At 62.5% G+C, this 15,408-nt stretch carries 8 protein-coding genes; 5 read left to right on the top strand and 3 right to left on the bottom strand.

The window, feature by feature from the left end:
- Window positions 1–162: 162 nt before the first annotated feature.
- Both P272_RS08825 and P272_RS0101680 read left to right on the top strand, forming a co-directional pair.
- A complete protein-coding gene (locus P272_RS08825; protein WP_172636686.1) occupies window positions 163–3,588 on the top strand; it encodes an RCC1 domain-containing protein in 3,426 nt (1,141 codons plus the stop codon).
- Between the two features lie 238 nt (window positions 3,589–3,826).
- A complete protein-coding gene (locus P272_RS0101680; RefSeq protein ID WP_052323108.1) occupies window positions 3,827–6,250 on the top strand; it encodes a beta-L-arabinofuranosidase domain-containing protein in 2,424 nt (807 codons plus the stop codon).
- Window positions 6,251–6,255: 5 nt separating this feature from the next.
- Here the strand turns inward: P272_RS0101680 and P272_RS0101675 are convergent, their stop codons facing one another.
- A complete protein-coding gene (locus P272_RS0101675) occupies window positions 6,256–7,284 on the bottom strand; it encodes a LacI family DNA-binding transcriptional regulator (protein ID WP_029677840.1) in 1,029 nt (342 codons plus the stop codon).
- Window positions 7,285–7,677: 393 nt separating this feature from the next.
- Between P272_RS0101675 and P272_RS09615 the strand changes: the two genes are divergently transcribed.
- Together P272_RS09615 and P272_RS09610 are read left to right on the top strand one after the other, a co-directional pair.
- On the top strand, window positions 7,678–9,006 hold the full coding sequence (locus tag P272_RS09615) for an InlB B-repeat-containing protein (RefSeq protein WP_029677839.1): 1,329 nt from the start codon (window positions 7,678–7,680) through the stop codon (window positions 9,004–9,006).
- Window positions 9,007–9,060: 54 nt separating this feature from the next.
- Window positions 9,061–11,088: an RCC1 domain-containing protein gene (locus tag P272_RS09610; RefSeq protein WP_052323106.1), complete on the top strand. Its 2,028-nt coding sequence runs from the start codon at window positions 9,061–9,063 to the stop codon at window positions 11,086–11,088.
- Between the two features lie 198 nt (window positions 11,089–11,286).
- On the opposite strand, the gene P272_RS0101660 is transcribed toward P272_RS09610, so the two are convergent.
- Window positions 11,287–12,675 (bottom strand): MFS transporter, encoded by a 1,389-nt coding sequence (locus tag P272_RS0101660; protein WP_029677837.1) that lies wholly within the window; start codon window positions 12,673–12,675, stop codon window positions 11,287–11,289.
- Window positions 12,676–12,726: 51 nt separating this feature from the next.
- Window positions 12,727–13,683 (bottom strand): nucleoside hydrolase, encoded by a 957-nt coding sequence (locus P272_RS0101655; RefSeq protein ID WP_029677835.1) that lies wholly within the window; start codon window positions 13,681–13,683, stop codon window positions 12,727–12,729.
- A gap of 308 nt (window positions 13,684–13,991) precedes the next feature.
- On the opposite strand from P272_RS0101655, the gene P272_RS0101650 reads away from it, so the two are divergent.
- On the top strand, window positions 13,992–15,362 hold the full coding sequence (locus tag P272_RS0101650) for a sugar porter family MFS transporter (protein WP_029677834.1): 1,371 nt from the start codon (window positions 13,992–13,994) through the stop codon (window positions 15,360–15,362).
- Window positions 15,363–15,408: the final 46 nt, after the last annotated feature.

The following is a 15,408-nucleotide window of genomic DNA, read 5'->3' as shown; positions in this document are numbered from 1 at the left end:
ACGCGCCCGGCATGCAGCCGATGAAAAAACTTGGGGTTTTCATCATCGGACCGCCTTACCTTGGGAAAGGGGTTTGTAGCGATCATGTGCCATCCGGACGTGTCTTCCCGGTCAGCCATTGTTGTAGACCTTTTGAAGGTCATCGTTATTCTTCCAGCCAGTATGATCATCGGCGGCCTCACTGCGGCCGACGCCATCGCCAAACCTATCAGCCCGCCCCGGCAAACAGACGCATCCGTCAGCACAGCAGCCGGTCGTGCTCAGACAGGTTCAACCTCGTACCAGGTCGTCTTCGACAGCGACAACGGCAGCAGCATCGACCAACAGACCATTGCCGAAGGCACCCCGGCCAGTCGACCCGCACAAGACCCGACCAAGGACGGCTACCTCTTCGACGGCTGGTTCACCAAAGACGCCAAGGGCGACTCCAAGGTGGCCTACGACTTCACCCAGCCCGTCACCACAGACCTCACCTTGACCGCCCACTGGACCAAGGGAACCAGCGCCTGGAGCCTCTCCCCCACCTCAGGGAAAGCCACCGGAGGAGACAAGATCACGCTGACCCAGCCCACCACACCAGACATACGCTTCAGCCACATCATCCCGGCAGAGGAAGATGGGTCCCAGGCCATAGCCTCAGACGGCAACCTCTACCGATGGGGGAACAACAACTACAAAGCGGGAACCCCTGAAGAAGAAAAACGCACACCGAGCCTGGTCAACCCACCGGCCGGCGTCCGCTTCACCCAGGTCAGCGGAGGACTCTCTCATTCCTTGGCTCTGGGATCGGACGGCAACCTCTACAGCTGGGGAGACAACCAACATGGCCAGCTGGGACGTGACTCTAACGGCAATCCCCTGTTAGACAACCAGCCGGCGCTGGTCACTCCTCCGGCCGGTGTCCGCTTCACCCAGGCTTGCGTGGGAGCCTGGCATTCCCTGGCATTAGGATCCGACGGAAACCTCTACAGCTGGGGCTCAAACAGCTACGGCGAGCTGGGACGCGACACGGGTTCAGCCACACACGACGCCAAGCCAGGCAGAGTGGACCTGCCGGCAGGTGTCGCGAAAATCACCCAGATCAGCGCAGGGACTTTCTACTCCATGGCCCTGGACTCGGACGGTGACCTCTACAGCTGGGGAAACAATGCTTACTACGAACTTGGACGCGACACCGCTTTGGCAGGACAAGACCAATCACCGCGCAAGGTCTCCACACCGATAGGCGTCAAGAAATACACGTGGATCATGACTGGAGATTGGACGTCCCTGGCCATCGGCGCCGACGGCAACCTCTATAGCTGGGGATACAACGAATACGGTCAGCTGGGACGCAACACCGGATCAGCAGTACAAGACCGCAGACCACGCAAGGTGACCATGCCGGCAGGCGTCAAGAAATTCACCCAGATCAGTACAGAACGCAGGCATACCCTGGCCTTGGGCTCGGATGGCAACCTCTACAGCTGGGGAAACAACGATTGGGGCCAGCTGGGTCGCGACACCGGATCAGCCAAATATGACACCAAACCCGGTAAGGTGACCATGCCGACGGGCATCGCACAATTCACCCAGATCAGCGCCGGCTATTCCCACTCCCTGGCCCTTGGCTCCGACGGCAACCTCTACAGCTGGGGATACAACCAGTACGGCGAATTGGGACGACCCACCAGCGGCAAGTACGACAGCCGCCCCGGCATGGTCGTATTCCCCGAGGATCCCAAGCCCGATAACGTGAGTTTCGGCGGGACGCCCGGCACCAACCTCGACGCCAACTCGGACGGCACCTGGAGCGTCATCACACCCAAACATGATCGCGGCAAGGTGGATGCAGTCATCACCTGGAAGAGGAACGGCGAACGTCCGGACGCACACCTGCCCTACAGGTACCTGGAAACCTATCATCCCACCTTCGACACCGCCCACGGCATTGGGTTCTACTGGCAGTCCGTGACTGAGGGCAACCCAATGAAACGCCCCGATAGGGATCCGATCAGGAGGGGCTATTTATTCGATGGCTGGTTCATCGGCGACACAGCCTATGACTTCAGCAGGCCGGTCACCGGCAAGGTGACCCTGACCGCCCACTGGAGCAATGCTGACACCAAATGGAAGCTCGACAAGGACAACGGGCCTGAGAGCGGCGGCCAGACCGTTACCCTGACCCCACCGCCGGCACGCGGCATCCGCATCAGCCAGATCGATGCAGGAGACATTCATTCCGGGGCTGTGGGCTCCGACGGCAGCCTCTACACCTGGGGGGACAACGACAGCCATGGGCAGCTGGGCCGCGACACCACCGATAAGCAGGACAGCCATCCAGGCAAGGCGGAGGCTCCTGCAGGCGTCAACTTCGTCCATATCAGCGCAGGCTATGGATTTTCCGTGGCCCTGGCCTCGAATGGCAGCCTTTACAGCTGGGGAGACAACAGTCTAGGCCAGCTGGGACGCACTGTCACCAGCAGCACTCCAGCCAACAGGCCCAACAAGGTTGAGACCCCGGCAGGCATCACCTTCGTCCAGGCGAGCGCAGGCGGATCGCATGCCGTGGCCTTGGGCTCGGACGGCAACATCTACACCTGGGGCGACAACAGCGCCGGTCGTCTGGGCCGTACCGTCACCAGCAGCACTCCCGCTGACAAGCCCGGCAAAGCCGACACCCCGGCAGACCTTACTTTCACCAGTGTCAGCGCAGGCCAGGGCCACACACTGGCCGTAGACACGCAAGGCCAGATATACACCTGGGGAGACAACACCCACGGCCAGCTCGGACGCAGCACCACCGGCACTCCTGCAGACGAGCCCGGCAAAGCCGACACCCCAGTAGGCGTCACCTTCACCCAGGCCAGCGCCGGCGGAAGCCACTCCATGGCCGTAAGCGACGACGGCAACCTCTACACCTGGGGCAATGCCGCCAAGGGACGCCTAGGCCGCGACACCAACAGCACCTCCGCTGACAAGCCCGGCAAGGTCGACACCCCGGCTGGTCTCACCTTCACCCAGGCCAGCGCAGGAGACAAGCATTCCATTACCTTGGGTTCCGATGGCAACCTCTACACCTGGGGAGACAGCGGCAAAATCTCGTCAGACAGGCCCAACAAGGTGGATACCCCAGCAGGAATCACCTTCACCCAGGCCAGCGCAGGAGAATCGTACTGCCTGGCTCTGGGGTCGGACGGCAACCTCTACAGCTGGGGAGACAACGCCAACGGCCAGCTGGGCCGCGACACCGGCAGCGCTCAGACCTCCAGCCCAGCCAAGGACGACTTCCCTGAGCTAGGCATACCCACGCATGTCCTGTTCGACAATGCGGAAGCCTCCAACCTGACCCGGAATTCCGACGGCACCTGGACGGCGACCACCCCGGCGCACATGCCCGGCACGTCAACCGTCACCATCGACTGGAGGCTGAACGGAGCAGACCAAACCCCCGACACCAGCAACACGTATCGGTACAACTCCATCAGCCTGCTGCCTAGGGCCGGTGGAGGCGGCCTGGTCCCCCTGCTGATAGCCGGGCTGCTCGCCTTCGCATGCGCCGCAGCAGCCAGACGCCACCGGCTGGAAACCCTCAGCCGACAACAATAAAGACTTCCCTCGTGTAAGTAGGTCCGGGTTATCACTATCCCCAAACACCCCCGGACCGCACGGGTGGCCCTAACTCCCCCAACGCAATGGGGCCACCCATATTCTTCCGCCAAACGACTTTGGCATCGCATGGCAGCTTTGCCGGAATGGACAATATATGTAGCGCTACAATTATCAGCAGCACTGCCAACGACTCAGCCAACGCAGGCCAGTCCAAACGGCACTGCAAGGAGGAGCCATGACCGACGCACGCCATCAATCCCAGTCCGTGCAAGACCATCCTGGGCTGGATGTCCGCTTCAACCCATCCCAGGTCCGTCTGACCCCCGGCAGCATCTACGCCGATGCGCAGCAGGCCGGCGCAGACTACCTGCTGAGCCTGGATCCCAATCGTCTTCTGGCCCCCTACCGGCGCGAGGCAGGTCTGCCCGCCAAGGCGGATCCATACCCCAACTGGGAGTCCATGGGCCTGGACGGCCACATCGGCGGCCACTACCTGTCCGGACTGGCGGCCTACTGGCAGAGTCTGCAAACCTGGCCCTTCCTGGAGCGCGCCACCCGTATGCTGACCGGCCTGCTCGAGTGCCAGGAGGCCTCGGGCGACGGCTTCCTGGGCGGCATGCCTCACAGCGCCCAGCTTTTCCGAAACCTGCGGCAGAGTCATGTGCAGGCACAGTCCTTCGACCTGCTGGGCTCCTGGGTGCCCCTCTACAACCTGCACAAGCTCTTCGCCGGCCTGCTGGACTGCTGGCAGTCCTTCCAAACCAAGAGCGCCTCCGACATGGCCCGCGTCATGGTCCTGCGCCTGGCCGACTGGTGGTGCGACCTGGCAGACAATATCGATGAACAGGATTTTCAGACCATGCTGACCTGCGAGTACGGAGGTCTGAACGAGGCCTTCGCCCGCCTCTATCAGCTGACCGGGAAGGACCGCTATCTTCGCCAGGCCCGTCGCCTGACCGACCTTCCCTTCTTCGAGCCGCTGGCCGCCGGCAAGGACCAGCTGACCGGCCTGCACGCCAATACCCAGATACCCAAGGTCCTGGGCTACGAGCGTCTGGCCGAGATCACCGGAGACGAGGCCTTCCACACAGCCGTGGACACCTTCTGGCATGGGGTGGTGGACAAACGAACGGTCTCTATCGGGGCCCACTCCATCTCCGAACATTTCAATCCGCCGGACGACTTCTCGGCCATGGTCACCTCCCGCGAGGGCCTGGAGACCTGCAACAGCTACAACATGGCCAAGCTGGCCCTGCGCCTCTACGACCGCACCGGGCAGGCCCGCTACCTGGACTTCTATGAACGGGTCCTGGTCAACCATCTGGTCTCCACGGTGGGCATCCACGAGCACGGCTTCGTCTACTTCACCCCCATGCGACCCCGGCACTACAGGGTCTATTCCAGCGCACAGCGTTCCTTCTGGTGCTGTGTGGGCACCGGACTGGAAAACCATGCCCGCTATGGTGCCATGATCTTCGAGCGCCGACCCGGGAAGGATTCCGGCCAGCAATCCGAGTCCCTGGCGGTCAACCTCTTCATCCCCGCCAGCCTGGATTGGACCCAGCGCGGACTGCGAGTCAGCCTGACCTACACTCCAGGCCCCGGGACCACCAACCTGGGCCGTCTGGACCTGGAGGCCGACGACGAAAGTCGGCAGACCCTGGACCTCTACCTGCGCCATCCCTGGTGGCTGGAGGGTGCCGAGTACCGGATCGCACAAGGCCAGGCGGACATGACCGTCGAGCCAGCGAAGGCCGATTCGGATGGTCGCCCACGCTTCGACCACCTGCATCTGACCTGGACCGGCCGGGTGAGCCTGGAGCTGTGCCACCAGGTTCGGGTGACTGCCGAGCCCCTGCCGGACGGTTCGGACTGGGTCAGCTTGCTGCGCGGCGTCAAGGTCATGGCCGCCCGCAGCGACGATGCCGACCTGATAGGCCTGAAGGCCGACGACTCCCGTGCCGGACACATCGCCTCCGGCCCCCTGCGTCCGCTGGGTGACCTTCCCGTGCTCCAAGGGGAACCCCAGGACTTCCTGCTGCCCCACCCCCAGGACGACGGCGCCATAGAGGTGGCCGTCTCCAGACCCAAGGACGGAAAACCAGGGTGGACCGATTCACGCCTGCTGCTGGTCCCTTTCACATCCATCGAGGCCTCCCGCTACTCGGTCTACCTGCCTTGGGCACAGGATAGCGATAGGGACCGTGTTCACCGAGCCCTGGAAGAGATCGATGCCCAGGAGCAGGCCCACGAGATGCAGGTCTGCGACCGTGTGGACTGCGGGTCCCAGCAGTCCGAAATCGACCACGAGTATCAGGGCAGGAATGACCGGCAGGAGCTGATTGAAGGAATCAACACCCGTCACGCCCTGGCTGGGGGCTGCTTCTCATACCGGCTGCGGGACGCCACAGGCGGAGCGAAAATGCTGGAGGTGTCCATGCGGGACCAGGGCAGCACTGCGCCCTACTCCCTGCAGGCGGAGGGCCTGGAATTGGGCCAGCCCGTAAGAAGCCGCGAAAACGGCAGAATACTGGACCGCTACCCCCTGACAGGTCGTGGATTGGACGCCCTGCCCGACCGGGCCGTCAGGGTGCAGATCCAGGCCGGAGCCGAGGGTCCCACCCCTGACTTGCTGGCTCTAGCGCTGATTCGCGGTTGAGGGGCTCAGGACCGGGCTGTGCTGCCAGACTCCACCAGCGTGAAGGGCAGGACCACCTGCTCGGGCTGATGCCTGCCGGGCGGATCCTTCATCCGAGCCATGAGCAGTCGCAGGCACTCGGCCGCCACCAGGTTCGTATCCACGCGGATGGTCGATAGGGCGGGCGTGAGGAAGCGGGACACTTCCAGCCCGTCGAAACCGACCAGGGCCACCTGTTCGGGCACCCGCACCCCATGTTCCCCCAGCGCGTGCAGGGCCCCGATGGCCACCACATCCGTCAGGGCGAAGACCCCGTCAAATTCCCTGTGGCGAGTCAGCAGTGCAGCAATTGCTTGGTCGGCGCTGCCCTGATTCCAGTCGCAGTCGACCACATCTTCAGGCCCTAGGCGGATTCCATGGCCTTGTGCTGCCTTCATGGCCCCCAAGAGCCTCTGGTCTTGCCCTAGGCTGGACTGAACCAGTTGGTCTGAGGCTTTGTAGGAAGCACCAAGAACCAGAATCCGCCGGCAACCATGGTCTATCAGATGCTCCACTGCCGCCTGGGCACCCTGGCGGTTAGGACTGCGCACGGTGTCTACGGACCGGTCCAGTTGAGGGCCGTCGAAAACCACCAAGGGATAGCATCGATTGAGGGCGGTAATGGAGTCCGCGGACAGGACCGGCGCGGACAGGATGGTCCCCTCACAGAATTGGGTGGCGATGTCTGCCACCATGGATGACTCGTAGCTGGCCATCTGTCGGGTCTGCTGAATCAGGGTCTGGTACCCCATGCTGAAAGCCTGATCCGATACTGCCGCCGCCAGAGCCGCCGAGAAGGGCGAACGGTCCAGCTCCACCGTGGAGAAGCCGATGATCCCGGATCTGCCCGAGCTGAGCCGCCGGGCCGCCAGATTAGGCCGATACCCCAGGCGTTGCGCCGCTTCCAGCACACGACGTGCCGTGGAGGGTTTGACCGAGGATTTGCCGCGTAGGGCATTGGATGCCGTCATCCTCGACACCCCGGCCTCACCGGCCACATCGTCCAAAGTCGTCACTAAAGCCGTCGCTTCCCTCGCGCCTGATTCGTCAGCCCATTCTATCGCCGGACAGACAGATGGCTTCAGGGGGGGGGGAATACCGGTTGCAGACCAATGCTTGTGCGCTGTTTTTACCAGTAACGCAATCACCAGAAATGGTGAGCTGGTACAAAGTCCGAAGCTGGTTTACCTATATGAACCCATTATCACAAATGGCTTCCTATGCTCCCTTTTTCGGGTAGCATGATAAATGCAGTGATGTTGGGGAGTTGGCTGGGTTTTGATATGGCTTGAGCAGTGTAGAGTTGGACGGCTTCCTGACGGATAGGACGTTGTAAACAGAGGCCATCGGCACGTTTTTGGAGATGTTCGAAGTCGCTGTGTCCGATGTTGGCGAAAGGTTTTCGGCTTATGCATCTGGGTACCCGTATCCGTCGTGCCTCGGCGACAGTGATCCTTCTGCTGGGCCTGCTGGCAGGCCTGGCAGCGGTGTCCGCCAACGCGGACGCCCCTGCATTTATCGAAAGGGAGGGGAATCACCAGACCCCTCACGTAGCCGAGCAAAACCCCGGCATTCCCCCCGGAAGCACAACCAGCATCCCACTGCCTTCGCCATCACCCATAGAGACCACCCCGCTCCTGAACCCCACGACATCAAGCCCAAACCCGTCAACGCCGACGGACACCACCCGAAGCCCAGACACCGCACCGGTCAAGCCAATCGATGCCGAAGATCAAGCTTCACATACAGTGCGCTTCGACCCAGCCGACGGCAGCACACCCACCCAGGCAACCGTGAAAAGCGGCACCCTTGTATACCCTCCGCAACAGAACCCACAACGTGAGGGCTTCCGATTCGAGGGGTGGACACTCGACGGCCAGCCTTTCGACTTCCAGACCCCCATCCTTAGAGACACGGCACTAAAAGCACAATGGTCGAAGACCACGGACTGGACGCTGAGCCCGGACCACGGTCCCGCCACCGGAGCCCAGCTGACTATCAACCCGCCCGAAACCGAGGACCCTCAATTTGTCAACGTCCAAGCCGCGGGAGAGCAGACTGTCGGTCTGACCGGCGACGGCCGCCTCTACGCCTGGGCACAAGACAGCACGCCCAAGCAGATTCCCTCCCCTGCCCAGGCTCCCGACGGGTTCCACTACCTGCAGACCACAGCCAGCACCGAACAGCTTGCTGCGCTCGGATCCGACCAGCACATCTACACCTGGAACAGCCAACAAACCACACCCACCATCGTCGACACCGACCGGAACGCCGGGTTCACCAGCATTAGCATCAACGATGACCTGTTGCTCGCAGTAGACCAGCAGGGACAGGTCCACGCCTTCCAAACCACCCTGACGGGCAGCCAGAACCTGAACCCGAAGCCTATCGAACAGACCACGCTCAGCCTGCCCGGACAGGCGAAGGCCGTCACCACCGCCGCATCCGGCAGCCGCATCCTCATTGTGGACGCGGACGGGCAGACCTGGACCTGGGATACGAGCAGCATAGGCAACATCAAGCCCGCACGCATCAAACAAGACCAAGGAATGCGCATCATCCAGGCCCAGGTCCTCAACCAGGGGTTCCTCCTACTGAATGCGGACGGGCAGGCCCATCACCTGGCCGACAACACAACCAGCCTTATAGCCGTAAGTCTGCCCGGCGGCGCGCAGATCGGCAGAATGAACAGCAGTGATGATCAGGCCATCATCACCAGCAAGGATGGCCATGTCTGAGCTTGGAAGCCTGGCAGCAAGCCCGCGCGCGCGGACGATGGAAACCAGCAGTACATGCAGGTCGCCAGCATCGGCAGCAGGATCACCGCCATCAGCAGGCAAGGCGACATGTACAGGTGGAGTCTGGATGAACAGGGTCAGCCCGGCAGGCCAGCCAGGCTGGATACCACCCAGGTGCCCAGCCTGGAAACAGCCAGTCTGGACAGCCAGCCACTCAAACTCACCAAGAACAATGACTCATGGCAGGCGGACATACCCGCCCACAAGCCCGGGCCAGCCGCCATCCTCATCGCCGGCAGACAGGACAGCCAGCCCTTCACCAGAAACCTCACCTACACGGTCGACCAGCCGCTGACACGAGATGTCGAACCACGATCCACGCTCACAGTCCGCTTCGACACGAGAGGCGGGAACCCCGAACCAGCAGACCAGAGTTTCTCCACTCCGAACGGCAGGGTGAAGCGGCCCTCCCCAGACCCGGCGCGCCAAGGCTACCTGTTCGACGGATGGTTCATCGGGCAGATCGCCTATGATTTCAGTAAGCCCGTCGACAAGAACCTGACCCTGACCGCCAGGTGGACCGAAAGTCAGAACAACAAGTGGAGCATCAGCCCCGACAAGGGCAGCCAGCTGGGCAGGGAATCCACCACCATTACCCCGCCAGACGCCAGCCGGGGCATCAGATTCAGCCAGATCAGCGGATCAGAAAACGACGGTAGCATTTCCTATGGTTTTTCCTTGGCCGTGGGCAGCGACGGGAACGCCTACGCCTGGGGAAACAACAGCGCTGGCCAGCTCGGCGACGGGACAACCACTCAAAGGACTACACCGGTCATAGTCAAGCAGCCTGATCGCAAGACGTATCCGGACCTGCCTACGGACTTCACCTACGTACAGGTCAGCGCCGGAGGCCGGCATTCGCTGGCCCTGGGCAGCGACGGCAACGCCTATGCCTGGGGATCGAACGCGCAAGGCCAACTCGGCGACGGGACAACCACCACTGGGTATGCGCCGGTCAGGGTGAAGACACCTGACCGCAAGACGTATCCGGATTTGACTGCTGACTTCACCTACGTACAGGTCAGCGCCGGAGAGTTTCATTCGCTGGCAATAGGCAGCGACGGATACGCCTACGCCTGGGGATGGAACAACTATGGCCAACTCGGCAACAACAGCAGCAGTAATTCGTCTGCTCCTGTGCGCGTGCGCGATCCCGCCAGCCCTAGGGACACAAGCAAAGGACTACAAGCCACACAGGTAAGCGGCGGATACTATCATTCGCTGGCAGTGGGCAGCGACGGATACGCCTACGCCTGGGGATACAACCAATGGGGTCAGCTCGGCAACAATACCACCAGCAACTACAGTGCGAATCCTCTTCCTGCACATGTGCGCGACCCCGCCAGCCCCAACGACGCGAGCAAAGGACTGAAAGCCACACAGGTCAGCGCCGGAGGCGATCATTCGCTGGCCGCGGGCAGCGACGGATACGCCTACACCTGGGGAGACGGTGGCTATGGCCAGCTCGGCAACAACAGCACCATCAACACGTCTGTTCCTGTGCACGTGCGCGACCCCGCCAGCCCCAACGACGCGAGCAAAGGACTGAAAGCCGTACAGGTTAGCGGCGGGCAAAAGCACTCGCTGGCGATCGGCGCGGACGGAAACACAGAAGCATGGGGATTAAACGACTCTGGCAGGCTCGGCGACGGCACCACCAACAACAAGTCAGCTCCTGTGCCGGTGTCGTTCAATTTGCAGCTGGTGATCACCGGCGTCAAATTCGAGACCAGCCCCGGCACGAACCTGACCCGCGGTGATGGCAATAGCGTGACCGTACTCACACCCGCGCACCAGCCGGGCACGGTCACGGTCAGCGTGGACTACACGCTGGGCGGCGCACCCCAAACGCCGGACACCTCCCTCCGATACACGTACCTGCCCGCAGGCGTGCTCCCCAAGGCAGGCGGGGAAGGCATCCTGCTCGCCCTGGCCACCGGCATGACCGGCATGGGCGGGATACTGGCCTCACGCCGCCACCGGAAGGAAACACGCCAACTGCTACACGCTTCACTCGAGTAAGAAAAGGCCGGTGGCACGTATCAATCCCCCGCCCCGGCCCATATAGGGGAGCAGGGAGGAAACGTGTCAATTAAGGCCCAAACCCCAAGAGAGCCGACACTCCCTCCCGCGCCCCCACCACACATATCAGTCGACCGCCCGAACGGAACAGAGGAAGCGACTCCTCTTATCCAGCTCGGACGGTCGACTACAACTGTTCTACTGCTGGTCGGCAGTCGTGGCGTAGATGGTCTTCTTGCAGACCAAATACACAACCAGGCCCAGCAGGGACACGGCAGCCCCGATCAGCAGCAGGTTGCTGTAGTTGGCGGCCGGCCCGGTGGCGCCCATGATGCTGAAGCCCTCCAGGCTGGGCTTGCCCATCAGGCCTCCGATGATGGCGATGCCGATGGAGCCGGTGACGTTCATGACCAGATCGTTCATGCCCACGCCGCGGCCCGACTGATCCTGGGGCAGGGTGTCAAGCACGGTGGAGACGATGGGCGAATACATCAGTCCGACCCCGGCATAGTAGACGCAGGCAGTCAGCGTCAGGGCCAGGAGGCCGGAATTGACCACCAGAGCCGTCCCGGCGAAGCCCAGAATCATCAGGCAGGCGGCGATGATGATGGCGGTCTTGCGGCCGATCTTGTCCACGATGGCGCCCGAGGTCGTGCCCAGCACGGCGGCCACCAGGAATGCCCAGACCACATGCAGGGAGACCGTGGTGGTCGACACCTTGTAGACGTCACGTCCGATGGCGTTGAAGATGGGCGACATGCAGTAGTTCATGAAGTAGAAGATCAGAATCAGCCCGATGCCCATCAGCCAGCGCTTGTTGCGGAAGAAGTCCGGGGTGATGAAGGGGCTCTTGGCCCGGCTGATGTACACGGCGAAGATCAGGTAGCAGACAGCGGAGGCCACCAGCAGCCACCAGGCCGTGTAAGAGAAGAAGAGGGTCAGCAGAGCCGTGGCCAGTCCGAAGATGACGAAGCCCAGCCAGTCCACCTTCTCGCCGTTGCCGCCGCCGGTGGGCAGGCTCTTGAGCAGGATGGGCAGGAAGATGATGGTGACCGCGGGAATCAGGAAGAGGTACTGCCAGGCTATGGAGCTGAGCAGACCGGCGGCGAAGATGCCGATGGCGGCAGACACCTGGTAGCCTGCCGTGAAGATGCCGAAGAAGATCACCTTCAGGGAGGGCTTGAGGTACTTGGTGGCCACGACCAGGTAGGCCGAGCCAGCCACCTGCTCGCCGGCGGTCTGCAGCAGCCGGGCCGCAATCACATTCCAGATGTTGGGGGCCATGATCGTGTTGGCCACGTATCCGTAGATGGACCCGACGAACAGTATGCACAGGCCAAAGGTGACCAGCTTGCGTAGGGATACGAAGTCACCCAGGGACCCGTAGATGAAGCAGACGATGCCCAGGACGATGCTGGGCAGGGCCGTGATCAACGAGGCCTGGTCGGGAGCGCCGGCATCCTTGCCGACCTGCTGGAAGACCAGATTGAAGCCCTGCAGGCACAGGGTACCCAGGACGAAGGTGATCAGCAGCAGGATCAGCGATCGTACTGCTGTCGAATCCTCGGTGGATTGCTTTTCGGACATGATGTCTTCAGTTCTCTTTCTCTTGCGTGAACTTGCCGGGGATGACGGACCTCAGTCAGCCTGGGAGGCCAGCTTCGTGATGCGGGTCATGAACTCGTCCAGGAAGCGGGGCACGTCCACTCCGACGGCCACGCGCATGGTCTTGTTCGGGTCGTTGAGCCGTTGCTCGTCCCCGATGGTGCGCCCACGGGTGGCGCCTTCGGTCTCCACCTTCATGTTCATGGGCAGGGTGGTGACTAGGGTCGGATCCACGGCCACGCCCACGGCCAGCGGATCGTGCAGGCCGCAACCACCCAGGTGGGGCGAGGTGGTCTCGTAGGCCTTGATGTAGAAGTCGGTCATGTCAGCCAGGAAGTTGCCTGCCGCAGTGCCCAGCTGCCGCCAGCGGGCGGTCTCCTTATAGGTCAGCAGGGTCTGCAGGGTCACGTCCAGGCCGACCATGGTCACAGGCGCGCCGGAGCGGAAGAGTACGTCGGCCGCGTCCGGATCCTGTGAGATGTTGGCCTCCTGCCAGGCATCCACATTGCCCGGCACGGTCAGAGCCCCGCCCATGAGCACGATGGAGCCGATGCGCTGGGCAATCTCAGGCTCCTTGGCCAGGGCGGCGGCGATGTTGGTCATGGGGCCCGTGGGCACGTAGACCAGATCCTTGCCGTAGGTGTTGACCGCATCGATGATGAAGTCCACGGCCGACTGCGTCTCAGCCTTGCGGTCCGAGTCGGGGATGGCCACGTCGCCGATGCCGTTCTCTCCGTGGATGAAGGCGGAGACGGGCAGCACCTCGAAGGAGTCCGCCTTGGAGGCGTGGGACAGGCCCGGGTAGACCTTGACCTCAGGGTGGCCCAGCAGATCAGTGATGGCCAGATCGTTGCGGATACCCTGCTCCAGGAGCACGTTGCCATAGGTGCCGGTTATGCCGATCAGCTCAATTTCGGGGCTGCCCAGGGCATAGGAGATAGCCAGAGTGTCGTCGACACCAGTGTCCAGATCGAGAATCAGCTTACGCATACAATGTTTCCTTTCATTGCCATGGCTGTATGGAACCATGGCCGTATGCACCCACGATGTCCTTGTGGTGGATGCTTGTTTATCATATGCGAAATTGAGCAGTTTCGCTCCCCTATGACATGCGCAAGTCGTGGACAATGTCCTCAAATGTCCATGTAGTCGGCAAACAGGGCACAGATAACGAGTCCAGAAGCTGGTTCTCCGGGCGTTTTCCTGGTTCAACATGGCGAGCCGAACCGACGGGCCACTCCCCCGGATGCCTATGATTACTCTGATTCTGCCCGGATGATCTGGCGAAAGGGGAACCCATGGCTGCAATGCAAGGACGGCGGCGCAATCTGCAACTGATGACCGCCCTGGGCGTGCTGGCCGGCGGCCTCTACGGCTACACCCTGACCGTCATTTCAGGCGCGCTGGTCGGCATGAACCTGGGCTCCGGCCCGGGCGGACACTTGACGGCCGGCGAACAGGGCATGGTCACCTCAGCCCTGCTGATAGGCGCCGCCTTGGGATCCTACCTGGCTGGCAAGTTCAACGACCGCTTCGGCCCCAAGCACATCATCCTGGCCGGTGCCCTGCTGGCCATCCCCGGAGCCCTGCTCAGCGCCCTGGCCCCCAGCCTGGCCCTGCTGGGACTGGGAAGATTGATCATTGGGGCTGGCATCGGCATGACCTCGACCATCGTGCCCATCTACCTGGCCGATATGGTCGGCACTGCGGAACGCGGTCGGGTGGTTTCGGTCAACTCGGTCATGATTGTAGTCTGGCAACTGCTGGCGGTCAGCGTCAACGCCATCCTGGACCGGATGGGTGCCGACTGGCGGACCATGCTCTGGGCCCTAGTGCCACCGGCCATCCTGCTGGCCCTGCTGGCCTGCTTCCTACATGACAGCCCGGACCACCTGATTCGCCTGGACCAACCGGGTCAGGCTGCGGCCTTCCTTCAGTCCACCCGCGACCAGGCGGAGGCCCGGGCGACCATGCAGGAGCTGTCGCAGCCTGCGAGCGCAAAGACCGCCAGTTTCAAGGCCCCCTGGCTCCGGCGGGTGCTGATTGTGGGCATCGGCGTGGCAATGATCAACCAGCTGACGGGGCTGAACATCGTCAACTACTACGCGCCGACCATCTTCACCGACACCCTGGGCTTCGACCCCTCCCTGTCCATGGTCGCCACCGTGCCCGTCATCCTGGTCTCCGCCATAGCGGCCACCATCGGAGGGCTGGGACTGATCGACCGCTTCGACCGCCGCGTCATTCTGGCTGTGGGACTTGCAGGCACCATCGTCTTCCTTGCCGCCATCGGGGTCTGCTACCGGTTCGTCGGTGCCCCCGGCAGCGGGTCACGGACTGCCGCCTGGATCATGATCGGGATGATGATGATCTACGTCGTCTTCGTCCAGGGGCTGGTGGCCCCGGTCACCTGGCTGCTCCTGTCCGAGATCTTCCCCCAGCAGGTCAAGAGCCGTGGCATGGGCTACGCCAACGTGGCCATGAACCTGACCAACTTCGGACTTTCCCTGGTCTTCCCCACCCTGCTGGCCCGGCTGGGCGGCACCGGCACCTACCTGCTCTTCGCCCTGATCAATGTGTGCGCCCTGGTGTTCGCCTGGGTCATGGTGCCCGAGACACGTGGCAAGAGCCTGGCCCAGATTGAGCAGGAGGCCCGGTCCCGGGCATGAAACCGGAAACCGGACATAAAAAGAGGGCGGAACCGGATGCCGACCC

The sequence above is a fragment of the Bifidobacterium sp. 7101 genome, from assembly GCF_000499285.1.
GTDB classification, from domain to species: Bacteria; Actinomycetota; Actinomycetes; order Actinomycetales; family Bifidobacteriaceae; genus Bombiscardovia; species Bombiscardovia apis_A.
The sequence above is the reverse complement of the archived record's forward strand: the minus strand, read 5'-3'. Positions and strand labels throughout refer to the sequence as shown.

Excerpts from the sequence above, each read along its gene's own strand:
- P272_RS09610 (WP_052323106.1), top strand. The coding sequence starts at position 9,061 with ATGCAGGTCGCCAGCATCGGCAGCAGGATCACCGCCATCAGCAGGCAA.
- P272_RS0101650 (WP_029677834.1), top strand. The coding sequence starts at position 13,992 with ATGGCTGCAATGCAAGGACGGCGGCGCAATCTGCAACTGATGACCGCC.
- P272_RS0101660 (WP_029677837.1), bottom strand. The coding sequence starts at position 12,675 with ATGTCCGAAAAGCAATCCACCGAGGATTCGACAGCAGTACGATCGCTG.
- P272_RS09615 (WP_029677839.1), top strand. The coding sequence starts at position 7,678 with ATGCATCTGGGTACCCGTATCCGTCGTGCCTCGGCGACAGTGATCCTT.
- P272_RS0101655 (WP_029677835.1), bottom strand. The coding sequence starts at position 13,683 with ATGCGTAAGCTGATTCTCGATCTGGACACTGGTGTCGACGACACTCTG.
- P272_RS0101680 (WP_052323108.1), top strand. The coding sequence starts at position 3,827 with ATGACCGACGCACGCCATCAATCCCAGTCCGTGCAAGACCATCCTGGG.
- P272_RS08825 (WP_172636686.1), top strand. The coding sequence starts at position 163 with ATGATCATCGGCGGCCTCACTGCGGCCGACGCCATCGCCAAACCTATC.